At 56.9% G+C, this 25,729-nt stretch carries 26 protein-coding genes and 1 rRNA gene; 18 read left to right on the top strand and 9 right to left on the bottom strand.

Features of this window, described 5'->3' with window-relative positions; translation table 11 throughout:
* Positions 1-94 (top strand): 5S ribosomal RNA (rrf, locus tag H6G07_RS27215); the annotation flags it as partial.
* Between the two features lie 398 nt (positions 95-492).
* Here rrf and H6G07_RS26785 read toward each other — a convergent pair.
* The gene (locus H6G07_RS26785) at positions 493-618 is read right to left on the bottom strand and encodes a hypothetical protein (protein ID WP_277882113.1); all 126 of its coding nucleotides are present in this window, start codon (positions 616-618) and stop codon (positions 493-495) included.
* A 68-nt stretch (positions 619-686) separates the two neighbouring features.
* On the bottom strand, positions 687-1,094 hold the full coding sequence (locus H6G07_RS25195; RefSeq protein ID WP_073611003.1) for a hypothetical protein: 408 nt from the start codon (positions 1,092-1,094) through the stop codon (positions 687-689).
* A 261-nt stretch (positions 1,095-1,355) separates the two neighbouring features.
* Here H6G07_RS25195 and H6G07_RS25190 point away from each other — a divergent pair, with 261 nt between their 5' ends.
* Positions 1,356-3,533 carry a pentapeptide repeat-containing protein gene (locus H6G07_RS25190; RefSeq protein WP_073611004.1) on the top strand — a complete coding sequence of 726 codons (2,178 nt, stop codon included), beginning with the start codon at positions 1,356-1,358 and terminating at the stop codon, positions 3,531-3,533.
* A 71-nt stretch (positions 3,534-3,604) separates the two neighbouring features.
* Positions 3,605-3,958, top strand: coding sequence for a DUF565 domain-containing protein (locus H6G07_RS25185; protein WP_073611005.1), 354 nt, complete (start codon positions 3,605-3,607; stop codon positions 3,956-3,958).
* On the opposite strand, the gene H6G07_RS25180 is transcribed toward H6G07_RS25185, so the two are convergent.
* From H6G07_RS25180 to H6G07_RS25160, 5 genes are all read right to left on the bottom strand, one after another.
* Positions 3,955-4,605, bottom strand: coding sequence for a bifunctional 4-hydroxy-2-oxoglutarate aldolase/2-dehydro-3-deoxy-phosphogluconate aldolase (locus H6G07_RS25180; RefSeq protein ID WP_073611006.1), 651 nt, complete (start codon positions 4,603-4,605; stop codon positions 3,955-3,957). The genes H6G07_RS25185 and H6G07_RS25180 overlap by 4 nt on opposite strands.
* Before the next feature lie 134 nt (positions 4,606-4,739).
* A complete protein-coding gene (locus H6G07_RS25175; protein ID WP_073611007.1) occupies positions 4,740-5,555 on the bottom strand; it encodes an ABC transporter permease in 816 nt (271 codons plus the stop codon).
* A 58-nt stretch (positions 5,556-5,613) separates the two neighbouring features.
* Positions 5,614-6,468 (bottom strand): ABC transporter permease, encoded by an 855-nt coding sequence (locus H6G07_RS25170; RefSeq protein WP_073611008.1) that lies wholly within the window; start codon positions 6,466-6,468, stop codon positions 5,614-5,616.
* A 127-nt stretch (positions 6,469-6,595) separates the two neighbouring features.
* The gene (locus H6G07_RS25165; protein WP_073611009.1) at positions 6,596-7,900 is read right to left on the bottom strand and encodes an ABC transporter substrate-binding protein; all 1,305 of its coding nucleotides are present in this window, start codon (positions 7,898-7,900) and stop codon (positions 6,596-6,598) included.
* 72 nt (positions 7,901-7,972) lie between these two features.
* Positions 7,973-9,148, bottom strand: a complete 1,176-nt coding sequence (locus H6G07_RS25160) for an ABC transporter ATP-binding protein (protein ID WP_073611010.1) — start codon at positions 9,146-9,148, stop codon at positions 7,973-7,975.
* A 481-nt stretch (positions 9,149-9,629) separates the two neighbouring features.
* Between H6G07_RS25160 and ptsP the strand changes: the two genes are divergently transcribed.
* The 14 genes from ptsP (at position 9,630) to H6G07_RS25090 (ending at position 22,986) form a co-directional block, all read left to right on the top strand.
* The gene (ptsP, locus tag H6G07_RS25155) at positions 9,630-12,080 is read left to right on the top strand and encodes a phosphoenolpyruvate--protein phosphotransferase (RefSeq protein ID WP_073611011.1); all 2,451 of its coding nucleotides are present in this window, start codon (positions 9,630-9,632) and stop codon (positions 12,078-12,080) included.
* Positions 12,077-13,033, top strand: a complete 957-nt coding sequence (gene pfkB, locus H6G07_RS25150) for a 1-phosphofructokinase (RefSeq protein ID WP_073611012.1) — start codon at positions 12,077-12,079, stop codon at positions 13,031-13,033. The genes ptsP and pfkB overlap by 4 nt, the downstream gene beginning before the upstream one ends.
* Before the next feature lie 184 nt (positions 13,034-13,217).
* Positions 13,218-15,047 (top strand): PTS fructose-like transporter subunit IIB, encoded by a 1,830-nt coding sequence (locus H6G07_RS25145; RefSeq protein WP_073611013.1) that lies wholly within the window; start codon positions 13,218-13,220, stop codon positions 15,045-15,047.
* Positions 15,048-15,494: 447 nt separating this feature from the next.
* The gene (locus H6G07_RS25140) at positions 15,495-16,904 is read left to right on the top strand and encodes a cation:proton antiporter (protein WP_073611041.1); all 1,410 of its coding nucleotides are present in this window, start codon (positions 15,495-15,497) and stop codon (positions 16,902-16,904) included.
* Positions 16,905-17,268: 364 nt separating this feature from the next.
* A complete protein-coding gene (locus H6G07_RS25135) occupies positions 17,269-17,604 on the top strand; it encodes a cation:proton antiporter subunit C (protein ID WP_073611014.1) in 336 nt (111 codons plus the stop codon).
* Positions 17,601-19,034, top strand: a complete 1,434-nt coding sequence (locus tag H6G07_RS25130; protein ID WP_073611015.1) for a cation:proton antiporter — start codon at positions 17,601-17,603, stop codon at positions 19,032-19,034. Before H6G07_RS25135 ends, H6G07_RS25130 begins: the two co-directional genes overlap by 4 nt.
* Positions 19,031-19,420, top strand: a complete 390-nt coding sequence (locus H6G07_RS25125) for a cation:proton antiporter (RefSeq protein WP_073611016.1) — start codon at positions 19,031-19,033, stop codon at positions 19,418-19,420. The genes H6G07_RS25130 and H6G07_RS25125 overlap by 4 nt, the downstream gene beginning before the upstream one ends.
* Positions 19,417-19,680 (top strand): hypothetical protein, encoded by a 264-nt coding sequence (locus H6G07_RS25120; protein WP_073611017.1) that lies wholly within the window; start codon positions 19,417-19,419, stop codon positions 19,678-19,680. The genes H6G07_RS25125 and H6G07_RS25120 overlap by 4 nt, the downstream gene beginning before the upstream one ends.
* Positions 19,677-19,970, top strand: coding sequence for a monovalent cation/H(+) antiporter subunit G (locus H6G07_RS25115; RefSeq protein WP_073611018.1), 294 nt, complete (start codon positions 19,677-19,679; stop codon positions 19,968-19,970). The genes H6G07_RS25120 and H6G07_RS25115 overlap by 4 nt, the downstream gene beginning before the upstream one ends.
* Positions 19,960-20,553 carry a DUF4040 domain-containing protein gene (locus tag H6G07_RS25110; protein WP_073611019.1) on the top strand — a complete coding sequence of 198 codons (594 nt, stop codon included), beginning with the start codon at positions 19,960-19,962 and terminating at the stop codon, positions 20,551-20,553. The genes H6G07_RS25115 and H6G07_RS25110 overlap by 11 nt, the downstream gene beginning before the upstream one ends.
* Entirely contained in the window at positions 20,553-21,218 is a 666-nt protein-coding gene (locus tag H6G07_RS25105) for a Na(+)/H(+) antiporter subunit B (protein ID WP_073611020.1), read from the top strand. The genes H6G07_RS25110 and H6G07_RS25105 overlap by 1 nt, the downstream gene beginning before the upstream one ends.
* A gap of 176 nt (positions 21,219-21,394) precedes the next feature.
* Entirely contained in the window at positions 21,395-21,589 is a 195-nt protein-coding gene (locus H6G07_RS25100; protein ID WP_073611021.1) for a hypothetical protein, read from the top strand.
* A 120-nt stretch (positions 21,590-21,709) separates the two neighbouring features.
* Positions 21,710-22,339 carry an HD domain-containing protein gene (locus H6G07_RS25095; RefSeq protein WP_073611022.1) on the top strand — a complete coding sequence of 210 codons (630 nt, stop codon included), beginning with the start codon at positions 21,710-21,712 and terminating at the stop codon, positions 22,337-22,339.
* A gap of 212 nt (positions 22,340-22,551) precedes the next feature.
* A complete protein-coding gene (locus H6G07_RS25090) occupies positions 22,552-22,986 on the top strand; it encodes a VOC family protein (protein WP_073611023.1) in 435 nt (144 codons plus the stop codon).
* 174 nt (positions 22,987-23,160) lie between these two features.
* Here the strand turns inward: H6G07_RS25090 and H6G07_RS25085 are convergent, their stop codons facing one another.
* Entirely contained in the window at positions 23,161-24,465 is a 1,305-nt protein-coding gene (locus H6G07_RS25085; protein WP_242026986.1) for an ATP-binding protein, read from the bottom strand.
* 171 nt (positions 24,466-24,636) lie between these two features.
* Positions 24,637-24,963: a DUF1825 family protein gene (locus tag H6G07_RS25080; protein ID WP_073611025.1), complete on the bottom strand. Its 327-nt coding sequence runs from the start codon at positions 24,961-24,963 to the stop codon at positions 24,637-24,639.
* Positions 24,964-25,380: 417 nt separating this feature from the next.
* Between H6G07_RS25080 and H6G07_RS25075 the strand changes: the two genes are divergently transcribed.
* Positions 25,381-25,725, top strand: coding sequence for a YbaB/EbfC family nucleoid-associated protein (locus H6G07_RS25075; RefSeq protein ID WP_073611026.1), 345 nt, complete (start codon positions 25,381-25,383; stop codon positions 25,723-25,725).
* The last annotated feature ends 4 nt before the right edge of the window (positions 25,726-25,729 follow it).

The raw sequence follows: 25,729 nt of genomic DNA, 5'->3' as shown, positions 1-25,729 counted from the left end.
CCCACTCTGACCCATCCCGAACTCAGTCGTGAAACGCAGCTGCGGCGAAGATAGTGAGGGGGTTGCCCCTTGTCAAAATAGCTCGATGCCAGGTCCTTATTTCAAAAAGTCCCCTTCTTGCATAAGAAGGGGACTCTTTGATTTTGGGCTGATTTTAACCTGTTGTAGGACGGGCAGTGTCCACTTTCATTTAGCGACTGTTTCTTTGGAACCAACCCCACTCTTCTACACCAATTGATATCTGTGAGCCAGAGCGAAGATTGTCGCCGCTGAGGTCAACTAGTGCTAGCTCTATCGCAGCTCGAAAAATTCTCGATTAACAGGTTGCCCTAGGCATTATTGCGACAAACCGTAGGGTTGACACTGTAGGCTCGCGCCCGGTCGCTCCCAGCGAATTTCTGTAAAACCGTTGATTGGTAACCGTAGCCCCCAAATACTGCCAGCCATTCTGCATTTGCCCGGTGCAGACGAGAACTGCCGTAGCTGGAGGAACTAGCGGGGCTGTGCTGTGGATTGCTGACCGCTGAATTGAATGAAGAAGGGTTGACTGTCTAGGGCGATCGCATGATTTGGGGCCAGCGGTGTCGGGTGTTGCTCAACCGACAGGCGTTTATTCAAGGGCTAACGGGCTTTCACTGGTTGCTAGAGGCCGTAAGGCTATTATTCCTGAATAAGCGGATGTGATATCAGTTTTCCCGAATGGTGAGGTTGTAGCTGGTGGGGGTTTGGCTACTGTTGCCGATGAAGAAGGAATAGGTGCCCTGATTGAGCAGCCCCGGTGCGTTGATGGTGCCGCCACCGCCAGTATGGCACTCACTGAAGCCATTGCTGCCTTGAATTAGCAGGGTTAGGCCGCTGGTGCCACTTACGGCAAGGTCAACGGCGGCAAAGTCTTGATTAACCTGCAAAACTTGGACTGCACCATCGCCAAGAACGCCACAGCTAGAGGGGCGGCTAGGGTTGATGGAACCGCTGGTCTGTACGGGCTGGCTCAGGGGAGTTTGAGCAACGGGCTGAGCTGAGGCCACACCGGTGCCCAGGGCCAAAGCAAGGGCGGCGGCGGGCAAAGTTAAAGATTTAATCAGAGTTTTCATAGCGTGTCCTCCCTATAGGAGCGTTTGTCTATGCCTCTATAGTATTCAGAGATACAGGTAGATGTGACAGTAAATGTGCCAGATTTCAAGGTGCCTAGGCTCTGTATGAATGGTTGAAATGTTGAGGGCCAAAACCCGCCGAGATGGGAGGCCTTCGCTATTATGAAGGGCAATTATGGTGAAGACTAGGGTCAGCTTTCCGGGCGGCGATCGCTCAGTACTCCTTGGTAACTTCAAAACCTGGATTGTATCGGGCTTTCTATGGCACAAACCTCTCATTCTCAACCGATTGCAGCTCAGGTATCTGCCGCCCGGGTGCAAGGGCGGCTATCGGCTGCCCGCAGTTTAGCTCTGCGGCGACTGGTGGCCTGGGGGCTAGAAGTAGGGCTGCTGGTGGGGAGCATAGCGCTTCCCTGGGGGGCAGGAGAGTTGGTTCGTCGGCATTCTACTGCTGAGTTAGTACCTGTAAATTCGGCGGTAACAGTTGCCCAAGGGGCGATCGCCCGTCCACTGGGGCGATCGCGCCAGCGGTTGGTGACGGAGGTGCCGCCTCTAACCAATGTGTTGTGGTTTGGCACCCTGGTGCTGCCAGGAGTCTTTGTGGGTAGCCAACTCTATGGTCTGGCAATCCGGGGTAAAACCTGGCCGAAGGACTGGTTAGGAATACAGGTGGTGGCAAGCGATCGACCGTTACCTAGCGCTCACAAGGTTTTGGTGAGGGAGTTGGGCCGCTGGGGGGGGCCTACAGTGGTGGCCTATGGAATTTGGTTGAGTAGTGGAGCGTTTCCCAGTTTGCTGTGGTTCGGTGGGCTGGCTCTCGCCTGTGGCCTGGGGTCGGGGGCTATCAGCCAGATGAGACGTTCGCGCCGGGCATGGTACGACGAGCTGGCAGGCACTCGGGTTGTGTTGTTGCGGGGCGGGCAGATAGCGAGTCGATATCATGCTGTGTCTGACAGCCAGAGTCATGACTCTGCTATTGAAGAGGCTTCAGCCGCGCCAGCGGAGTCGCCGCTGGTGAGATTGACTCCAGAGGAATATGGCGGTCTCAGGGCCATTGTGCTGTCTCCGGCTGAGTCAGTGGCGGTGCTAGGAGCACAGGGCTGGCGGCAACATTTGCCCGTAATTAGCGCTCTAACCGGAGTGGTTGTGCTGGGTGGCCTGGGAGCTGTGTGGCTAGATCGCCGGCTGCCCCAGGCCAATCAAGGGGATGTGCTGTTTTTGGCTTTGGTGGAAAATCTGAGCCGCAATGCCGCTTCGTTTAGCGATCGCCAGGCGGCGGCTTTAGCGCTAGCCAGCAGTCAGGATGGCCGTGCTATACCGCTACTGGTAGATATGCTGGCTCAGACCAGTGATCCTGGCCTACTCGATACTTTACAGCAGGCCCTGGTTACGCTGGGGCCGTCGGCTATTCCTCATTTGCAACGGCTCAATCTAGCTTTAGCTAATGATCTGCTGGCTCTGCCCCCTGAGCAACGGCTGCTGCCACAGCTGCGACAGCGCACGGTGAAGCAAACCTTGACTAAAATTTTGGTGTTACACAGCGGCAGTCTCAACCAGGTTGACCTTAGCGGCACCAACTTGAGCTACATCATCGAAAGCCCCGACGCGTTTACCATGGTGCTGGAGCAGCAGCATTTGGCAGGGATTACCTGGCGCAACGCCGTGCTGTCGGGGGCGCGCATGCGCAAGGCCAAGCTTTTTGATGCGGGGGCAGATGGTCGCGAGGATACCTTTGATGATTGGACGACTGACTTTAGTGGCTCAGACCTAACAGAGGTCAGTCTGGTGGCGGCACATCTGCGTCATACGGTGTTTCGAAATACTAGCCTGCTGAGGGCTAACTTGAGTAATTCGCTAGCGGCCTATGCCGATTTTTCTGGAGCCAATGCGAGCAGTGCCTGGTTTATTGCTGCGGATGTCAGCCATGGCAAGTTTGACGGTACCAGTCTAGTGGGAGCAGACTTGACTGATGCCAATTTGAATCAAGCCAGTTTTGTGGATGCTCGCCTACGACAAGCGTATCTGGCTGGGGCAACTCTGACCTCTGCGGATCTAACCCGAGCGGACTTGGCTGACGCCAACTTAAGCGAGGCGGACTTAACGGCGGCTAACCTGCGGCAGGCTAACCTTGCCAATGGCTTGTTACGAGGGGTTGATCTCAGCCAGGCTAACATGGAAGGAGCCAACCTGGAAGGAGCCAACCTGGAGGGGGCGGTATTGGCGAAGGCGAACCTGGCTGGAGTAAACCTGGCTGGGGCACGATTTTTTACGCCGGAGCGATCGCAGGGAGATGCGTTTGTCACTACTATCGTGGCCCCAGAAACTACTGAACTGCTAGTGGGAGTAGACTTTTCTCAGGCGTTGAATCTTGAGGGCGAGCAGCTAGAGTATATCTGTGGTCAGGGAGGCGTTCACCCTGCATGCCGGGCCGAGTTTTAATGCTTGGTAGAACGGTAAAACACTGCCCACGAATGGTCTAAATATGGCAGAAGCATTTTAGGGGTTGACCCATGCAGCGCACTCGTTTAAGTACCCTAATTGACGACTTAGGTGATCAGTTTAACCTGTGGTTGATTAACCCCTGGCGGCGGGTGTCGCTGGTGTTGCTGAGCCTCCTGCTGGGCTACTTTTTTGCGGTGTCTCTGGCGGCGATCGCCGGTCAAGCCGCTGCGCAAGACACCGTTGTCTCAGCGTTTATAGTGCTAGTGGCAGAGCTGATCAGCTGGCTCGTGTACAGTCGTCGTTGGCGCGACCCAGCCCTGATAAAAACGGTGCCAAAACCGGTTTGGCTAGACTGCATCAACAGCTTTAAGATTGGGACTATTTACGCCCTGAGCGTCGAGGGCTTTAAGCTGGCCAGTTAAAACGAGGCATCTGTGCTGGCTAGGGTATTTACCAATTGGGCAGCCAGAGTCGTAATGGCCGCCCAGTTTTGCTCAGCTACGGCGGTGGTGGGAAATAGGCTGGTGGAGAGGCCCACGGCGATCGCCCCCGCCTGCACCATAGCGCTGGCGTTTTCGACCGTTACTCCGCCCGTGGGGATCAGCGGAACGTGAGCCAGTGGCCCCTGGAGACTGCGAACATAGCTGACTCCGCCCACGGCGCTGATTGGAAAAACCTTCACCGCCGTTGCTCCAGCCTGCCAGGCAGCAACAACTTCGCCAGGGGTGAGGGCACCAGGCACAATAGGAATCTCAACCTGTTGGGCCAGCTGAATCAGGGCTGGATCGCTATGGGGGCAAAAGCAAAACTGTGCTCCGGCTCCCACAGCGGCTTTGAGATCGGCCTTAGATAGGGCCGTGCCAACGCCAATAGTGCAGTGGGGTAATCGGTGCCTGAGCTTGCTGACTAGATCCCCAGGATGATAGCTGTTCCAGGTAATCTCAATCAGGTGAATACCGCCCGTGGCGGCGGCTTCTGCCATAGCCAGCCCTCGATTGAGGTCAGGGGTGCGGATAACGGCGATCGCCCGGTGCTGCCGTAACAGACTCAAAAACGTGTCTTTGTCCATTGGCCCATCGTAGAAGTACGGGCTAGGAGATGGGGCGGTGGAGAAACATTTTTAAGATTTTGAAGGGGGTACTCGGTTTGAACATTCCGGGCCTTACAGCTTATTCCGGCTAAAATCTAAAAACCAACCTTTCCTTAGGCTTTACCCTGTTGCCGTCTAACCACAGCGTTGTAGGCAAAGAAGGCAATCAAAATCAGCGACGCCGAGAAAATAGTCGTCAATGTACCCAAAGCATAGAGGGCAGGCGACGTAACGTTAGTGGTCATCCCAAAGATTTCCAGCGGCAGCGTGTTGCTCTGGCCCGACACTAAGGAGGTGCGGGTAAATTCGTCGTAGGAGAGGGTAAAGGTGAGCAGCCCCACTCCCAGCAAGCTGGGGGCAATCAGCGGCATCACAATTTCCCAAAAGGTTTTTGAATCAGTAGCCCCCAGGTCGCGGGCGGCCTCTTCGTAGGAGGGGTTAAAGCGGTTGAAAATGCCCAGCATGATCAAAAAGGCAATGGGCAGAGTCCAGGTCAAATGAGCACCTAGGCCGGAGGTAAACCAGTTTGTCGGCCAGCCCATCACCTGAAACACAACCCCAATCCCCAAAGAAACTAGAATGCTCGGCACGATCAGGCTGGCAATGGTCATATAAAAGATCACTGTGGAGCCTTTGAATCGCTGGCGAAAGCCCATGCTGGCGAGCACTGAGGCGGAGATGGTGATCGCCATGACAGCAGCGCCCAGGATGAGCGATCGCACAAAGGGCTCAATAAAATTACCCACCCGCTGCTCTTGAAATACCTGCCCCAGCCAATAGAAACTCAAGCCCCGCATCGGGAAAGTCAACCCACCATCCGGCCCCTGCATGGACAGCATAAAAATGGTGATCATCGGGCCGTAGAGAAACAGCACGAACAGGCAGAAGAAGGCCAGCAATAAATAGAAGGAAAGGGAACGTTTTTGCATGGGGGTTTTTTAAGGGTTAATGGTGGGCACTGCCCGCCCTAAAACGATCTGGCCTGCTCTAAAGCTCTTTGCGAATATCTAGTACGCGCAGAATTGAAATAATAATCAGCATGGTCACGGCCAGTAAGACGATCGCATTAGCCGCCGCCAAGGGATACTGCAAACTACCAATTTGGGTTTGAATCAGCTTGCCAACCGACGCTGACTGCCCGCCTCCCATCAGGCGAACAGTTACAAATTCGCCCATGACCAACGTGACAATAAAGATTGAGCCGATCGCAATGCCCGGTGCCGACAGCGGCAAAATTACTTCTTTAAAAACCTGGAAGCCAGACGCGCCAAGATCTTCGGCGGCGGTTACGAGCGATCGCTCAATTCGCATCAGACTATTAAAGATGGGCGCGATCATAAAAATGATGTAGAGGTGCACCATCCCCAGCACCACCGCAAAATCCGAGTAGAGCAAAAACTCCATCGGCTGCTGAATCAGGCCAACGCCCATAAACATTTGGTTGACCAATCCCTCCCGCCCCAGCAGCGGAACCCACGAAATCATGCGAATAATATTTGAGGTCCAAAACGGAATTGTGCAGACCAAAAAGAGCAAAATTTGCCACTCTAGCTTAGGCACATGGAACGCCAAAAAATAGGCCACTGGGTAGCCAATTAAGAGCGTTGCAAGCCACACCATTCCCAAAAACTTAAACGTATTCAGATAAGTCTTGAAGGTGACATCGGTCAAAATACCCTGGTAGTTAGCCAGAGTAAAGGCCGGAGTCATCGAGTAGCCGTTAAATTCCCAAAAGCTCACCACCCCAATCATCAGAATGGGGAATACCAGAAATAGTAGAAACACCAATGTCTGCGGCGTAATTAGCGCGTAGGGCTTAAGGGCTTTCCAGGTTTCAGACATGGGGGGAGGGGGGTGATGGAGTTGAGAGTGATGGAGGAGGAGTTTTAAGTTTTGAATTTTGAGTTTTGAATTAAAGTCCTTCATCAAGAACTTAAAACTCAAAACTCAAAATTTTCAATTTATTTGACTAAGAGGCAATAAACTCGTTCCACTTCTGCACCAGGTAGGTGTTTTCTTTCATGGTCGAGTTCCAGCAGACGATGTTGCCAAAGCGCTCGTCGAAGGAGCCGCCGTCGCGACTGACACCGGCCTTGGCCAGGGTTTTACCAAAGGGGTCGACCATGTCCTCGGCGGCGGGCTTGCCTTCGTACCAGAAGTCCCACTCGGCGGTAGACATAAACTTGCGGGCGGTTTCGGGCGCGGCGCTGTAGTAGCCCTGGCGTCCGAGGAAGGCTCCTACCCAGCCGTCGAGCATCCAGTTGATGTACTCATAGGCGGCGTCGAGCTTAACGCCCTCCAAGTTTTTTGAGAGTCCAATGCCGCCGCCCCAGCCCCGATAGCCTTCCTTGAGGGGGGCGTAGATGCACTCAGTGCCCTGGGACTGCACCGCCGTCACCGCTGGCGACCACATTGATTGCAGCACCACTTCCCCAGAGCTCATCAGGTTGACCGACTCGTCAAAGGTCTTCCAAAAGGCGCGGAACTGACCGTTGGCCTTTTGCTCTTTAAGGATTTCGATAATCTGATCAATTTCGGCTCTGGTCATGTTGCCTTTGTCGGCAAAGGTCATTAGACCGAGCGACTCGGCCACCATGGCCGCATCCATAATGCCGATTTGCGGAATGTCGAGGATGGAGGTCTTGCCCCTAAATTCTTCGTTGAAGAGTTCGCCCCAGCTCTCAATGGTGCGACCCACCAGATCGGGTCGATAGCCCAGGGTGTCGGCGTTGTATTGGAAGGGAATTAGAGTGGCGTAGTCGGTGGGGGTGTCAGAAAACTCTTTGGAGTCGGGGCCAGTGAGGTACTGCACCTTGAAGGGGGCCGTGCCCTGGGAGGTTTCGACCGGCAGACCTTTGAACTCGCCGGTTCTGAAAAAGGACACAATCTGGTCGTAGTTGGTGATGCGCTTGATGTCGATGGGTTGGAGGTTGCCGGAGGGCACCACCAGGGGCAGGCTGAAATATTCGCCGTCGAAGATGTCGTACTGGCCCGGCTGGGTGATGGCGATCTGGTTGTTTTCTTCAGTGCTCAGCGCCCGCATGTCGAACTTAAAGCCCAGGTCTTCTTGGGCTTTGTCGCGAATGTCGTTGATTTGCGACACGCCCGTGCCGATCAGCCGCAGGGTGACATCTTTGGTTTGGTTGGTGTTGACCTGGGGGCCGGGGGCCGGGTTGTTGGGGGTGCCGGAGGGCGCAGCGCAGCGGGTGGCGGTGAGGAATGCGCCAGCGGCGAGGCTGGTGCGAATCACTTGGCGGCGAGAAAACTTACCCATGGTTAGCAATTCAGTAATAACGAATGGTTGAGAAAGCGTGGGAGGAGAACGCTGGCGAGGCCTGGCCCAAACCTAGTGGGGTAGAAAAACACAGTCGGCGGCGGCCCAGTCAAGCACCACTACCTGCCCTTCGGTAAAGGTGGTGGTGAGCCAGTCGGGGGTGCGGGCTTTGTACAGCACTTCCACGCCGCTGCGCTCAAGCACTAGCGAGACGCGGGTGACGTAGCCGGTAAACTCGACGGCGGTAATGCGAGCGGTGAGGCGGTTGGTAGCCGGGCCGCAGACTGATGTTTCGGCTTCAGCAAGGGATTTGATCTGCATCAGGTCGGCGCGGATGCAGCAGGCGGCCTCAGTGCCCACCTGGGCATAGTCGCCGAGGCACAGCAGGGTGCCCAGGGAGGGCACATCGAGCTGAATCAGTTGGCCATTGGTGTCTTGCACGGCGCTGGTGACGGTGCCGGGGAAGATGTTGTTGTCGCCGGTAAAGCGGGCCACAAACTTGGACAGAGGCTTGGAGAAGATCTCGGCGGGGGTGCCGACCTGGTCTACCCGACCGTGATCCATCACCACAATTTGGTCGGAGAGGGAGTAGGCCTCGTCTTGGTTGTGGGTGACTTGGATGAAGGTCATGCCGAACTGGCGTTGGAGCTTGCGCAGCTCGCCGCGAGTTTTGACCCGCAGCGATTCGTCGAGGGCGCTGAGGGGCTCGTCGAGCATGAGTACCTGGGGGCGAGTGACGAGGGCGCGGGCGAGGGCGACGCGCTGCTGCTGGCCACCGCTGAGCTGGGCGGGTTTGCGATCGCTAAACCCACTCAACCCCACCACCTCTAGCATTTCGCCGACGCGGTGCTGGCGATCGGCCTTGGTCATGCCGCGCATTTTGAGGCCAAAATCGACGTTATCCCACACGGTTTTGTGGGGGAACAGCGCGTAGTTTTGAAACATCATGGCGGTGTTGCGCTGGGTGGCGGGAATGCCGTTGATGCGCGTTTCGCCGATATAAATGTCGCCCTCAGAGATATCTTCGTGGCCTGCGATCATGCGCATGGTGGTGGTTTTGCCACAGCCACTAGGGCCGAGCAAACAGGTGTATGAACCGGCTGGAATATCAAGCGTGATGTTTTGAACCGCTGCAAACGAACCATATTTTTTGGTTACATCCCGCAGGGAAACACCCTTGGCATCTGCCTGAAGCTCCTCAGGCACCGCCTCAACGGTAAGCACAGGTTCGATTTGAATATCTTGCATAGTGGGGCCGTGATTTAGAGCGGGATGGCGCGGAAAAACAGCTCGATAAAAGTCAATTTCACCTCATCGATCGGTCAGACCACTTATAAAATTCTCTCTGAATGTGTACTGTATGCAGGGATACAGTTTCGCCAGGAGAGCAGCGAGGCAAAGGGGTAGTCTGAGCTGATGTCATGTCTCCAAGGGAAGGTTTGTGGCCAAATTATAGGGCCAGTGAAGCTGGATTTTTGTGAACTCTGGTGAGCTAGCCCCTGGGCGATACAAATCTTTAAGCAATGTCTAAGGAAATATAACAAAGCTCTCTCAGGTTGCCTTTGGTCTTGAACAATTAAGACATTAGAAAACGCCTTGTAGGTAATTGATCCCGGCTCGATCCCTGGCTTAGAACGTTGAGATTCTAAGTGGATTTTGCGCGTTTTAAGTCTGCTAATTAACCCGCTTACATTTCCTCGTAGATAACCCCCATGGAGAGATGATTTGAATGATTAATCTAATGCCGGAGGACGTGCAGCTTAAGGCCACTGCCCAGAGCAAAGAAGACGCGATTCGGCAGGTGGGAGAACTATTGGTTAACCGTGGTCGCATTCAGTTGGGCTATGTGGACAGCATGCAGATGCGGGAAACCCAGGCCAATACCTACCTGGGCAACAGCATTGCCATTCCCCACGGGCAGCCTGCTCAGCGCGACCTGATTGTGACGACGGGGATTGCGGTGCTGCAAATCCCCGATGGGGTGGAGTGGAACCCCGGCGAGGTGGTGCGGCTGGTGGTGGGCATTGCGGCGAAGTCGGACGAGCATTTGCAGATTCTCACCAACTTGACCCACGTGCTGGATGACCCGGCGGCGGTGCAGGCACTGGTGGAGACGGAGGATGCCCAGGTGATTTGCGATCGCCTCACCGGCAAGTCATCCCCCAGCAGCAAAGGGCTGGATACCGAAGGCTTCGACCAATTTGTCGATGTCACCATTGACGCGCCAACGGGGCTGCACGCTCGCCCCGCCACCGTGTTTGCGGATTTGGCAAAATCTTTTAGCGCTGAGGTGCGGGTGCGCTACGGCGATCAGGTAGCTAACGGCAAAAGCCTGATGTCGCTGCTGAAGCTGGGGGTCGAGCGGGATGGCGTGGTGCGGGTGCTGGCCAAAGGGAGTGATGCCACCCAGGCGCTGAATGCCCTACAGCAAGCGGTGGAAGATGGCCTGGAGGAAGAGGATGAAGCGGCAGCCAGTCCGGCGCTAGAATTGCCTGCCTTAGACTTGGAGAGCCTTGCTATAGGCGGGGTGGCAGCTTCACCGGGCTTAGCCATTGCCCCTCTGCACCGGTTTCGCCATACCAAACTAGAGTTTGCCGAGACTGCTCCGGATGCTGCGGCAGAACAGGATCGTCTGAGGGATGCGATCGCCCTCGCTGACATCGATCTAACCGACCTCTACACCACCATTAAAGAACGCTCCGGCAAAGCTAAGGCGGCAATCTTTCAGGCTCACCGTGAGTTTCTCGCTGATCCAGAGTTTCAGCAAGAGGCGCTGAACCGGATTCCGCCCAACCACAGTGCGCCATGGGCTTGGCAGCAGGTGATCGAGGCCAAGGCCAAAGAATTGGAAGCCTTGGCTGATCCGGTTCTGTCAGGCCGAGCGGCGGATGTGCGAGATGTGGGCCAGCGGGTGCTGGCGCGGTTGGTGGGTGGGGGCGATGCCGGGGCGGGTCTGCCCGATCATCCCGTGATTTTGATTGCTGACGATTTGGCCCCCTCAGATACGGCGGGGCTAGATCCAGCCAAAATTCATGGGTTCTGCACGGCGGCGGGTGGAGCGACCAGCCACACGGCGATTATTGCGCGATCGCTCAACATTCCTGCCGTGGCGGGGGCGGGTCATGGGGTGATGGAGTTGCGGGAAGGGGCGATCGCCATTCTCGACGGCGATAAAGGCCAGCTCTACGCAAATCCTACAGAAGGAGATTTGGAGAAGGCACGGCAGGCGATGGGCGATCGCGCCCAGCTCCGCGATGTGGAGCAGCAAACCCGGTTTCAGCCCGCTATTACTACCGATGGCCACCGCATTGAGGTGGTCGCCAACATCGGCGGGCCAGCGGAAGCCGCCCCGGCTGTGAATGCTGGGGGCGAAGGGGTGGGGCTGCTGCGCACAGAATTTCTCTTCCTCAATCGCACCGCGCCCCCCAGCGAAGAAGAACAGTACGACGCGCTCTGTCAGATGACCCAGGCTCTCAACGGTCTGCCGCTGATCGTGCGCACGCTGGATATTGGCGGCGACAAGCACGTGCCCTACCTGAGCCAGCCCGTTGAAGAAAATCCCTTCCTGGGTATTCGCGGCGTGCGTCTCTGTCTGGAGCGCACCGATCTATTTGAGACGCAGCTGCGGGCGATTCTGCGGGCGGCGCGCGGTGGCTACATCCGCATCATGTTCCCGATGATTGCCACGCTGGAGGATATTCGTGCGGCCAAGACGGTGCTGGAGTCGGTGCGGGCGGCGATCGACGGGCCGCCTGTGGAAATCGGCATGATGGTCGAGGTGCCCAGCGCCGTGCTGATGGCGGCAGAATTTGCCCAGGAAGTTGACTTCTTCTCGGTGGGCACCAACGATCTGACCCAGTACCTCTTGGCGATGGATCGGGGCCACCCCACCTTGGCGAAGCAGGCTGATGCTCTGCACCCCGCCGTGCTGCGGGCGATCTACCAGACGGTGCAGGGGGCCAAACTGGCGGGCAAGTGGGTTGGCGTCTGCGGCGGCCTGGCTGGAGAGCCCCAGGGCGCAATGATTCTCGCTGGGCTGGGGGTGAAAGAGCTGAGCATGGATATCCCCAGCATTCCGAAAGTCAAAGCGCGGCTGCGGGGCGCGTCGATGAAGCAGATGAAGCGGCTGGCGCAGAAGGCGATCGCCTGTCGCACCGCCGAGGAGGTCAGAGCCCTATGACCCACCCACCCAGAACGCAACGGATTGCTACGGTGACGCTGAATCCTGCGATCGACCAGACCGTCTCGATTCCTAATTTTCAGGCCGATGCGGTGAACCGGGTCGCTTGGAAGCAGGACGACGCGGGCGGCAAGGGCGTGAACGTGGCGTCTTTCTTAGCCGAAGCCGGTCATAAGGTCAGCGTCACGGGCTTTTTAGGGCGAGAAAACAATGCCTTATTTAAGGTGCTCTTTCAGCAAAAGGGTATCGACGACCACTTCGTCAATCTGCCCGGTGAAACCCGTGTCAACATCAAAATTGTGGATGATGCCCAGGGGCAAGTCACCGACATCAACTATCCCGGCCAATCGCCCACCCACCTAGATGTCGATGGCCTGCGGAATGTGGTGCATGCCCTGACCGGGAGCTGCGACTGGTTTGTCTTTTCGGGCAGCGTGCCAGCGGGGCTGTCTACCAACATCTATGACGAGCTGATCGGCCCCCTCAAGGCCCAGGGCAAAACCGTAATTCTTGACACTAGCGGCGACGCGCTGCGCTTTGGCCTGCCCGCCAAACCCGATCTGATCAAGCCTAACCGGGTGGAACTGGAGGAGGTGCTGAACACCCGCCTGGAAAGCCATGGTGCGATCGTTGCCGCCGCCCGCGAGCTAATTGACTCGGGCATTCGCTATGTGGTGGTGTCGATGGGGGGGGATGGGGCCTTGTTTATCGATCGCACCCAAGCCTTTCACGCCCAGCCCCCAGCAGTTGAGATCAAAAGCACCGTCGGCGCAGGCGACGCCATGGTGGCGGGCACGGTGGCGGGGTTGCTGGGCGGCGAATCGCTGCGGGCCTGTGCGACCCTGGCCACAGCTTTTTCCATGGGGGCGCTGGGTCAGATCGGCCCGCGACTGCCGCCCATGGAACAGATTCACGCCATGCGGCACCTAGTCACCGTGCAGGAAGTGAGGTGATTCCCGTAGGGTGCATTCGCGAAGCAATGCACCGTTGGTAGACCATGCCACAAGCCATCAGTTGATTGGTGCATTGCAGCTCGAAATTGGCCTGACGGACGCCTGGGGTAACTGGCCGCGAATGCACCCTACGCCCCCTTACCCCTTACCCATCCACTTTTAACCCTTCTACCCAAACAAGCCCATGACCAAAATTGTTGCCGTTACTGCCAGTGCCGCTGGCGAGGCCCATACCCAGATGGCGGCAGAAGCCCTCAGGCGCACCGCCCAGGCGATGGGCCACGAGATTGTGACTGAGGCCCAGGGGGGCGCTGTCGTTACGGCCCTCAGCGATGACGATATTCGCCAGGCCGATGTGGTGATTGTAGGGGCGGATGGGCCGGTGGAGCGCGATCGCTTCTCCACCAAACCCGTCTACGCCGTCTCTACCAGCGAAGCCATTCGCAATACTGAAATGGTGGTTCAAAGCGCTGTGGCCCTGGTGGGTCACGTCCCCAGCCTGGGGGCGATCAAGACCACGCCCCATCCCCACGACCCGCTGCCAGGGGAACTGCCCACTGTCGAGAGGGAAGTTGATTCGGGAGCTGTGGCTACCCCAATAGCCGCCCCGGCCAGCAAATTCTTTGTAGGCATTACCTCCTGTCCCACAGGTATCGCCCACACCTTTATGGCGGCTGAAGCCCTCAAGCAGGGAGCTCTCAAGCTGGGGCACGACATCAAGGTCGAAACCCAGGGTTCGGTGGGTTCGCAGAATGCCCTGACCGATGACGAAATCGCCCGTGCTGAGGCGGTGATTATTGCCGCCGACACCCACGTTGATCTATCGCGATTTGGCGGTAAGCGTCTATACGAAACCTCGACTAAAGCGGCGATTCACAACGGGGCAGATGTGGTGACTGCGGCGATGGATGCGCCCGTGGCCGGTGGTGGCAAAGGCGGGGGCAGCTACGTTGACGAGGTGAACCGGGCTAAGGCCGATCGCTCCGAAAGCCGATCTGGCCCCTACAAGCACCTGCTGACCGGGGTGAGCTACATGCTGCCGGTGATTGTGGCGGGCGGCTTAACCATCGCCCTGTCCTTTGTGTTTGGCATCAATCCTGAAGCGGGCACCTTTGGCGATGCGCTGATGCAGATTGGCGGCGGCGCGGCTTTTGCGCTAATTGTGCCGGTGCTGTCGGGCTTCATTGCCTTTTCCATTGCCGATCGCCCCGGTATTGCCCCTGGCCTGATCGGCGGCATGCTGGCGGCGAACCTAGGGATGGGCTTCCTCGGCGGCATTCTCTCTGGCTTCTTGGCCGGTTATGTGGCCAAGTTTGTGCGCGACAAGGTAAATCTGCCCGCCAATTTTGAGGGGCTCAAGCCGGTGCTGGTGATACCGCTGCTGGCGACCCTGGTGGTGGGGCTGCTGCTGGTCTATGTCTTTGGTGGCCCGGTGCGGTTCATCATGGAGGGTATGACTGCCTACCTCGAAGGGCTAACCGGCACCAACGCCCTCCTGCTGGGCCTGATTTTGGGCGCGATGATGGCGGTTGATATGGGTGGCCCGGTCAACAAAGCCGCTTACACCTTTGCGGTGGGCCTACTGGCTAGCAACCTTTACGCGCCGATGGCTGCGGTGATGGCGGCTGGAATGACTCCGCCCCTGGGCTTGGCCCTGGCCACCTTTGTTTCTAAAAAGCACTTTAACCAGGCGGAGCAGGAGGCCGGAAAAGTAGCCTCGGTGCTGGGCATCTCCTTTATTACCGAAGGGGCGATTCCCTTTGCGGCCAACGATCCGCTACGGATCTTGCCTGCCTGCATTGCGGGGTCGGCGGTGACCGGGGCGCTATCAATGGTCTTTGGCTGCACCCTGCGGGCTCCCCACGGCGGCATTTTTGTGCTGGCGATACCCAACGCAGTGGAGCATGTCGGGCTCTATATTGTGGCGATCGCCGCTGGCACCTTAGTCACGGCTCTGGTGACTGTGCAGCTCAAGCACTTCTTCCCGCGCAAAAAGGTTGCTGCTGTAGTCTAGGCTGTCTCAAATTTTCAATCCAACACTAGAGCCAGGGCGTAGATGGAGTTGTCCATCCGCTCCCTGGCTTTGCTCTAGCTAACAAAGACCTAACCCTGCTAGTGCTATTGAAAAAACCAATTGCTCACCTGGTGAGATTTTTGAGGGAGAAATGCTACAGTTTTTCCATAGAGTTTTGTCGATGCTAAATTTGTAGTCATTTATTCGGCTCAATAGAAAGAATTAAGTGCTGGCGATGGGCATCACACATCAGATTAACGTCCGCCACCGAAGCGTTGAGGGTTTCTCTGTGCCTGCTGGCCGCCCAGGATGGCCTAGTGCCGCCTCGGATCGTTGCTGATGCCCTGTCAACTGGCTCTGATCTAAGGCTGGTGGGTGCCGCCTATCCACACCAGTTGAATCGGTCGTAAATGTTTGTGTTGAGAGGTTTAGAAGGTATCTATGCTGATGTCTCATGCTGTTTTTGCGCCCTGGCTGCCCTGGTCGGGAGATCCATGGATGGTACCGCTGTTGGCGGCGACCCCAGAGGCCGATACTGGCTCGATGGTCTTGGCTGGGGTGCTGCTCAGTCTGGTGGTCATCTACGTAGCCAGCAAGGTGGGGGGCGAAATTTCTAAGCTGTTAGATCTACCGCCGGTGCTGGGAGAACTGGTGGCCGGGGTAGTAGTCGGGGTGTCGGCCCTGCATCTGATCGTGTTTCCAGAAAGTGGGGCGATCGCAGCGGATTCTCAGCTCATGGGGATTTTGCAGTGGCTGGGCGGGCTCAGCTCCGAAGCGGTGGCGGAGGTGTTTCGCAGCCAGAGCGAGGTGGTCTCGGTGCTGGCCGAGCTGGGGGTGATCATTCTGCTGTTTGAGATTGGTCTCGAGTCTGACCTGCGGGAACTGCAAAAGGTGGGCTACCAGGCGGCGATCGTGGCTGTAGTTGGGGTGGCGGCTCCCTTTGGTCTGGGCACAGCGGGGTTAATGCTGCTGTTCCACGTGCCGACGATTCCGGCAATTTTTGCAGGGGCGGCGCTGACGGCGACCAGCATTGGCATTACCTCTAAGGTGCTGTCGGAAATTGGTCAGCTAAAATCGGCAGAGGGTCAGATTATTGTCGGGGCGGCGGTGATTGACGATGTGCTGGGCATCATTGTGCTGGCGGTGGTGGCTAGCCTGGCCAAGACCGGCGAAGTAGATGTGATGAATGTGGTGTATCTGATCATCAGCGCCACGGGGTTTTTGCTAGGGGCGATTTTCTTAGGCAAGTTTTTTAATAGCTCGTTTGTGGCGATCGCAGACAAGCTGCAAACCCGTGGCAACCTGGTGATTCCGGCGATTACCTTTGCGTTTTTGATGGCCTTTTTTGCCAATGTGATTCACCTAGAAGCGATTCTTGGGGCCTTTGCAGCGGGTCTGGTGCTGGATGAAACCGACAAGCGCAAGGAACTCGATCGCCAGATCATGCCCATTGCCGACATTTTGGTGCCGATCTTCTTTGTGACGGTGGGAGCCAAGGCCGATCTGGGGGTGCTGAACCCGGCGGTAGCAGCCAACCGGGAAGGCCTCGTGATTGCGGTGTTTTTGCTGGCAGTGGCGATCGTGGGCAAGGTCGTGACGGGCTGGACAACGTTTGGTCAGCCGCTGAACCGTCTGGCGATCGGCATTGGTATGGTGCCTCGGGGCGAGGTGGGGCTGGTGTTTGCGGGCATTGGCTCGGCCAGTGGGGTGCTGACAAAGCCTTTGGAGGCGGCAATTATCATCATGGTGATTGCCACGACGTTTTTAGCGCCGCCGTTTTTGCGAATTGCGTTTAAGGGCAGTGAATCGGCTGCGATCGCAGAAGCCATTCCTGAACCCGCTGATGTGGCTTCTTAGGGGGTTTCTAAGAAAGGAAACCTTCACTTTGAACTAGCGATTGCCGCCACTGTAGGGTGGGCACTGCCCACCACGATTAGGTTGATTATGCAGTGGGTTTAGCGGCGCACAGTGGGGGCAATAGCCAGATCTACTACTGGGGCCAGCGAAATGGCCCCAGACCCCCGTCGAGAAGGACGTTCCGTCGTCCTTCACCTCGCGGAAAGGACTGATTGATCATTGGTTTAAACCTCTGTCTTGCGAATGGGCCTTTTGGCTGCTGCGATCAGCCTCGCCCCCTCATCCCCTTACTCCCACCCCCTACTCATCCACCCGCCCACCCATCTACTCACTTACCCGCCTACCATCCATTCATCCACCCAAAATGCTCTACGCCTGCGTTTACGCCACTATTCTTCTCGGTTTCTTTGGCATTTTGCTGAAGGAAAATTTGGTTATGAAAATCATCGCGATGGATGTGATGAGCACCGGGGTGATTGCCCTATTTTTGCTGGTTGCGGCCCACGATGGTACCTACACGCCAATTGTCAACGGTGCGCCGCCGGCGGCCTATGCTGACCCGGTGCCCCAGGCGGTGATTTTGACGGCGATCGTGATTGGCTTTTCGATTCAGGCGCTGATGCTGGTGGGGGTGATGAAGCTGGCGCGGGATAACCCGACCCTAGAGACCCGCGCAATCGAGCAGGAGTACCGGCCATGACGCTTTGGACAATGCTGTGGATAGCGCTGCCGTTTTTTGTGGGCTTTAGCATTTATTTGCTGCCCCAGGCCGATCGCATCCTGTCTTTGGGGGTTGCTCTGGTGTCGCTGGCCTATGCGATCGCCCTGTTTTGGCTGGCTACGCCCCTCGATTGGCAACTGCTCGACAGCTTTGGCGTCACGCTGATGGCTGACCAGCTCAGCGCCTTTTTCATCCTCACCAATGCGCTGGTGACGGCGGCGGTGATTCTCTACTGCTGGTACAGCGGCAAAACCACCTTTTTTTATACTCAGCTCATCATCCTTCACGGCAGCGTCAATGCCGCGTTTATCTGCGCCGATTTGCTCAGTATGTACGTGGCGCTGGAGGTAATTGGCATTGCAACATTTTTACTGATTGCCTATCCGCGCAGCGATCGCAGCCTGTGGGTGGCCCTGCGCTACCTGTTTGTCAGCAATACCGCCATGCTGTTCTATCTCATCGGCGCGGCGCTGGTTTACCAAACCAATCAATCCTTTGCGTTTTCGGCGCTGGCCGGTGCCCCTACCGAGGCCCTAGCCCTGATTTTCTTGGGCCTGCTGACCAAGGGGGGCATCTTTGTCTCGGGGCTGTGGCTGCCCCTGACCCACTCAGAGTCAGAGACGCCGGTTTCGGCGCTGATGTCGGGGGTGGTGATCAAGGCGGGGGTGTTTCCCCTGGTGCGCATCGCCTTAATGCTGGAGGAACTCGACCCGATCGTGCGGATTTTTGGCGCTGCTACGGCGCTATTGGGGGTCGCCTACGCCGTGTTTGAAAAAGACACCAAGCGCATGCTGGCCTTTCACACCGTGTCGCAGATGGGCTTTGTGCTAGCGGCCCCCGAGGTAGGAGGCTTCTACGCCCTGACCCACGGCCTGGTGAAGGCGGCCCTGTTTTTAATTGCCGGTGCTTTGCCAAGCCGCGATTTTAAGCTGCTGCACAGTCAGCCCATTCGCACCCCGATCTGGGTGGCGCTTGTGATCGCCAGCTTTTCGATCTCCGGCTTTCCGCTGCTCTCGGGCTTTGGGGCCAAGGTGCTGACCATGAAAAACCTGCTGCCCTGGCAGGTGATTGCCATGAATATCGCCGCCCTGGGCACCGCCATTTCCTTTGCCAAGTTTATCTTTTTGCCCCAGGGCCCAGACCCGACCCAAACCGTGAAGCGAGGGTTTTGGCCAGCGGTGGTGCTGCTGCTGGCGGGGTTGGTAGTGGCCAATGTGGCCTACTACGATGCCTATTCCTTGGCGAATATTGTTAAACCCCTGGCGACCATTGGGCTGGGCTGGCTGGCCTACCGGCTGATCTTGCAGCGAGTGGTGGTGAAGCTGCCCCAGGTGCTAGAAGAGTTCGAACATTTGATCGGAATCATGAGTTTGATGCTGGTGTTGTTGTTTGGCATGGTGTTTGCATGACCGGCTACCTAAACATAATTTTGCGGTTGACCATTTGGTTTTTGCTCACCGCCGACCTTAGCTGGGCCAACATTTTGATTGGGGTGAGCATTGCCCTGGTGCTGCCCCACCAGAGCAAACATCCTGGTCTGCTGAAGGATTGGTTACGCACCCTTTGGGAGGTGGTTGTGGCAATTCCTCGATCTTACAGAGAAGCGTTTGAGATCATGCTTTACCCGCACCATCGAGAGCGGGTCACCCTGGAGCGCGCGAAGCCTCGGCGCACCCCTAGCCTGATTTTTTTGGATATTTTCCTGATTGCCTTTACGCCTAAAACGATAGTGCAGCGCTACCACAATCAGGGTTGGTATGAGGTACACCACATTGAACGGGGGACACTGCCATGACCCTAGTGCTGATTGCAATGATTGGAGCGCTGTTGATTCCCATGATTGAGGCGCTGCGCGATGAGGATATCTGGCAGCGCATGCTCGCATTTGCCAGCATTGCGACCAAAACCTCGGTGATGATTTTGGTGATTGCGGTCTTGCAGGATGACTGGATGATCGGCGTGGTGGGGGTGCTAATTCTCAGCGTGGGCAATGCGTCGCTGATGCTGCTGTCCCACATTATCAAACGCCTGAGCGAGGCGACGGAGGGATCGTGATTAATATCCTGAGCTATATCTGTATTGTTCTTGGCCTGGTGTTTTGGTACTGGGGCACCTGGCCGCTGCTGGGGCAGCGCTCGGTGCTGTATAAGCTGCACGGCCTGTCGGTGGCCGATACCCTGGGGTCAATGGCGATCATGGTCGGGCTGCTGCTGCGCATTCCCCATGAGTGGCCGCTGCTGGTGCTGGCGCTGCTGTCTCTGGCGATTTGGAACACGGTGCTGGGCTATGTGCTGGCCTACTGCGCCACCAGCGAGGTGGGACGGGAGGTTAGCGATGGCCAATAGCTACGTCTACGCGATTATGCTGCTGCTACCGCTGTCGGCGGCGATGGTGGTGTTTCAGGCGAACCCCTACCAGGCGCTGATTATGCGGGGTATTTTGGGGGCGGTGGCTGCGCTGATTTACGTCATGCTGGGTGGAGCCGATGTGGCTTTGACCGAGGCACTGGTGGGCACGATGCTGGCGGTTACCCTCTACGTAGTGGCGGTGCGATCGTCCTTGGTGATGCGACTGGGGGTGCTGGAGGGGGAGGGCCTGAAGCCCGGTTTTCTGGGGCAGCCGCTGCTCGACTATTTGCGATCGCTGCTCAAGCGCTACCAACTGCGGTTAGAGCTAGTGCCCTACGCCGACCAGCGAGCCCTGCACCAGGCGTTAGCCGCTAAGGACGTGCACGGCATCTGTCTAGCCTCTGCGGTGGAGCAACCCTACGACAGTGATGGGGATGCCCCCTGCATTGTGCTGCGGGTGCAGCGGCTGTACGAAATTTTTGCGGCTGAGCTGCCGGTGGCGATCGCCGAGAGCCGCCTGCATAGCCCTGGAGATGCGGCACCATTGTCCCAACCCTCAACCCTAAGGGAGGAGCACTGATGATCTGGGTTTACCTGGTGGCGGGGGTGCTTTTCTTTATGAAGATGCTGATTTTGCCCGACCCGGTTGGGGCTGGGGGCGAGCTGGCGGTGGTGGATGCGATCGCCGCCGATACCGGCATTCCCAACGCGGTCTCCGGCATTATTTTCCGCAATCGCCTTTACGACACTATCTTTGAAGTAGTGGTGTTTACCATCGCCATTATGGGCGGCAAGTATCTGCTGGCCGATGAGACGCCAGTAACCACATTTCATCGGTTTACCGACCGGCCCTCCATTGTACTGGCCCGCTTGGGGGCGACGATCGCCGCGCTGGTGGGCATCGAGCTGGCGATTCGCGGCCACCTCAGTCCTGGGGGCGGGTTCGCGGCAGGGGTGGCCGGGGGCACGGCGATCGGCCTGGTTGCGATCACAGCAGCCTCGCCAGATTGGATGCAGGCAAGCTACGAGCGCTGGCAAGCCGCCGCTTGGGAAAAGGTGTCGGTGCTGATTTTCATTGCGCTGGCGGTGTTTACTTTGGTGGGGGGGGAGCTGCCCCTGGGGCAATTCGGCACACTGCTAAGCGGCGGCATCATCCCTATTTTGAATATTTTGGTGGCGCTCAAGGTGGCGCTGGGATCGTGGGCCGTTACGCTGCTGTTTATTCGATATCGGGGGCTGCTATAGGGCCAAACCGAGATGGCATGAGGGGGGTTGGCCAGGGCAACCAGGGCAAATCCAGGCCCATTCTCCCTTGATCTCTCTCTAACGGGTTGCCTTACCCCTACCTCTGGAGAGATCAGTTCGAGGCGCGGAGTTAACTAATATGCCTACATAACCACCTCATTGGGAGACCCGCCACTATGGCTAACACCGAAAGCGACCAACAGACTCAAGCTCCTGAGTCTAGCGATGGGTATAACACCCCCATTGATGAGAGCCAGCGTCACACTGGCATGTATGAAGCCAACGATGCCAAAGAGACTGCCAAGCCCGAAAGCGGCAGTAGCAGCGCAGGCCCCGAAGGTGCGCCCAACCAGGGTACCGAAAAGCGCTAAAGCTGAGCCTCTGAGGCTTGATCCCGGCTAAGGCGCGGGGGCGATCGCAGCTAGCGCGATCGCCCCCTTTTACGTTTTTAGGTCTAGGATAGACAGCTAGACTTAGGTCTGCTAATCACTGTGAATCTATCGGCTCGTTGGTCTGTCCTCTGGCACCAGCTAAATTTGCCTCTCCCCAACCCGCAGGTGTTTGGGGATTTGTGCGATCGCTACACTGAGTCCCAGCGCGCCTACCACACCCTCCAACACCTAAACGAATGCCTTGGATGGTTTGACCGTACTTGTGATCTGGCCGAAAACCCAGCAGCGGTAGAGCTTGCCCTCTGGTTTCACGATGTTATTTACGATACCCATAGGGCAGACAACGAGCAGCAAAGCGCTGATTATGCTGTTCAAGTGGTTAACAGTGTGGGCGGCGGCTCTTGGCTACAGCAATCCGTTCATGACATGATTTTGGCTACAAAGCACGATGCCACGCCTAGCGCTGTAGATATGCGCCTCGTTGTAGATATCGACCTAGCCATTCTGGGGGCGGAGATGGATCGCTTTGCTCAGTACGACGCTCAAATCCGGCAGGAGTACGCCTGGGTGCCTGAGCCTTTGTTTTGTCAAAAGCGGGCTGAGATTCTCCAGAGCTTGCTAAATCGACCTTCTATCTTTGCCACTGATTTTTTGCGAGAACGCTTAGAACCCCAGGCCCAGCGCAACCTGCATCGATTGTTAGCCGTTATGAAGCAAAGCTCCAGCTAATTTGTTGAGTCGTCCTATCTCAGGGATCACCTATTACCGGGGCTGATCCCTTTGGTCATGGCCTTTGTATCATCCCCTTGAGTGGTGAGGGGTCTGATACAAGTCGCGATCGCTGCCCCGACTAAACCTTCAACGTTAATTAACTCTAGAGAGAGATTGGTATGTCTGAACTATTATGGTGACTTGCTACCGCAGAACCCTGAGGTTTTCCTATGGCGACCGATAGCCCGAGCATTCTGTCTCACATTTCCCTTGGCACCAACGACTTTGAAAAGGCCGTAGCTTTCTACGATCGCATCCTGCCCACCCTGGGCTGCAAGCGCATTATGGAGCACCCTGGAGCGATCGCCTACGGCAAAGTCTATCCCGAGTTTTGGATCGGGGTGCCCCACGACAACCAGACCGCCACCGTGGGCAACGGCACCCATATCGGGTTCATTGCCCCCACAAAAGAATCGGTGCATGCTTTCTACGAGGCGGCGATCGCTGCTGGAGCCCAGGATGACGGCCCCCCTGGTCCCCGGCCTGACTATGGCGAACCTTACTACGGCTGCTTTGTGCGCGACCTAGATGGCCACAAAATTGAGGCCTCTTACTGGGATCTGGCGCTGATTGAGGAACTTTATGGCGTGCCTGCCCTTAGTTGAGGAGTGGATGGGTAGGGGGTAGGGGGTGGACGTGGCATCCAACCGCAGCGGATTTTGTAGGTTGGGTAGAGTGAAGCGATACCCAACACAACTTACCGCTGTTGGGTTGCACTGCGTTTCACCCAACCTACAAAATCTTTAACTCTTTGATTTGATCAGGCTCTAGGGCGATCGCTACCCCAAACCCAGATCTGCCGTGAGCCAGTCGATAAACTGCCGCGCCGTACGGCCCGATCGCCCGTTGTGGCGGGTGGCCCACTGTAAGGCGCGGGCAGTGAGGTCTTCCTCGCTGAGAGAAATGTTGGCTTGCTGGGCTAGGTGGTAGACGATGGCGAGATAGGTGGGCTGGTCGGCGGGTTCGAAGGTGAGGGTGAGGCCGAAGCGATCGCTAAAGGAGAGCTTTTCCTGCATCGTATCCCACGATTGCACTTCGTCTTGATCCTTGGGTCGGGGGCGATCGCTAAAGAATTCGCGCACCAGGTGGCGACGGTTGGAGGTGGCGTAGACCACCACGTTAGCGGGGCGGGCGGTGGTGCTGCCCTCCAGCACGACCTTGAGCGCTTTGAAGGTGTCGTCGTCGTCTTCAAAGGAGAGGTCGTCGACGAAGATGATGAATTTTTGGGGACGCGATCGCACCTCCCCCACAATCTGCGGCAGGGCTTGCAGATCAGCCTTGGCCACCTCCACCAGCCGCAGCCCCTGGTCGGCGTACTCGTTTACCAGAGCTTTGACTAGAGATGACTTGCCCACGCCGCGACTGCCGTAGAGCAGCACGTTGAGCGCTGGGTAGCCTTTGAGCAGCGCCACGGTATTTTGCACTAGCTGCCGTCGGGGGTAGTCATAGGCCGTGAGGTTCCCCAGTCGAATGGGGTCGGGGTCGGCAATGCCGCAGAGCTGCCCCTGGTGCCAGGTAAAGGCACGGTACTGTGCCAGTAATCCTGCGCCGTGACGGCGATAGTGAGCAGCTAGTGAGGCGACGGCATTGGCCCAGGGCTCGTCTGAGGGGAGCGTCAGCGGCGGTGGAATTGTCTCGTTCATAGTCCAGGCTACCGGGGCTTGGGAAATTTGGGCGATCGCCTGCACCCACCCTGCCACGGTGTCGCCGCCAAGCTGATAAAGCGCCTGAAGGGTGTCTAAATCGCGGCGGGCGGCCTCCACCAGGGCAGTCGGCAACTGGTCAAAATTTGTGCGCTGGGCTTGCAGCGTAAACGGATTTTCGACGTAGGCGATTTGCCGCAGCAGGTAGCTACTCCAACTGGCTTCGCTGGCGGCCAGCGCCTGAAACCAGTTGCCGTAGGCGCGCAGGCTGAGGGCCGTATTTCCCGATTCTAAAGCCGTTAGCAGCGCCAAAAAGGTCGCCCCCACGGGTGGCTCGAACACCGACCGATAGAGCAGTAGCCCGTCGATTAGCTGGCTATATTGCTGCACCTCACTCTGGACGGTGGCTAACTCTGGGGTGCGATCGCGCATTCCAACCATGCTTTGCGTGAATAATTTTTCTGGAAAAGTTCACTCGATGGAGAACTCTAAACTCCAGCTTTCCCCAGGATATGGCTTCCGGGCAGGTTGCGCGAAGTCAATACTAAGCGGCTTATCGTACCGGCGTAGCGGTGCTAGCTGCTCTAGACTCTGTTTTTAATAAAGAAGGACTTAGCTGGGGCTTGCCTCGAGCTCGGCTTTCATGCGCTCTAGGGTCTGATGCATTTGCTGGAACATCATGTCAGGGGTCATGCCAAACTGGCCTAGCTGAGTTTTGAGCTGTTCAACCGTCATTTGGGCCTGAAAGTCTTCGGAAAGCTCAAAGCGCTTCATAAAGATGTGGTAGCGCTCCATCATGGCTTCCATCTGGGCAATATACATCTTCTTGCCCTCGCGATCGAATTTACCGTAGCCGCTGCCTAGCTGCACCAGCGACTGATAGTCCTGAAACAGCTGCATAGCCTCTTGTTGAACAATCTCTGAGTCAAAAAATCCCATGGTTCTACGCTTAGCCCTAGCGTGAGCAACTGCGACACACTCGCGGGCAACCGAATGTATCTCTATTTATAAAGCCTAAGGTTTAGCTCAACCCCCGGCCAAGGGTAGATAACCCTACTTAGCGTGTTCAGCTAGAGATCGCGTTGGCCCGACGGCTCAGGACATGGGCTGATAGCTAAACACACCACTGGAACGCTACAGGCTCGCAAGCGCTCTAATCAGCCGACGCTTGCTATACCTATCTGTAGTTTCAACGCAGCTAGGCCGACGGGCCGAGCCTACGTCTCTCAATGGGAGGTTTTTTTAGACGAAATACTCTGAAACTCTAAGATTTTGCCGCTGGGCGCTAGAATCTAATAGCTGATTGGCACCATTGAATTCACGCCGCCAGCGCGCTGTACGTTCGAGAGAAACTCCATGTCACAAGGTCAAGGATTTGGGTTTGGGTTAGGCAAGATGAAGGAACTCACTGAAGCCTTCAAGAAAGCCCAGCAGATTCAAGAGGGGGCCAAGCAGCTACAAGAAGAGCTGGAGCAAATGGAGATCCAGGGAGAATCGGGCGGTGGCCTAGTCAAGGTCACCATGAGCGGCAACCAGGAGCCCAAGGGCGTCACCATTGCCCCCGAAGCTCTCAACGAAGGGGCCGAGGTGCTCTCTGACCTGGTGGCCACCGCTATGAAAGACGCCTATGAAAAGTCGACGGCCACCATGCGCGATCGCATGGAAGTGCTCACCGGCGGCCTCAACCTGCCCGGTCTATAGGCTC

This window comes from Phormidium tenue FACHB-1052, assembly GCF_014696675.1.
In the GTDB taxonomy this organism is placed as follows: domain Bacteria; phylum Cyanobacteriota; class Cyanobacteriia; order Phormidesmidales; family Phormidesmidaceae; genus Nodosilinea; species Nodosilinea tenuis_A.
This window is presented reverse-complemented; position numbering and strand designations above follow the sequence as displayed.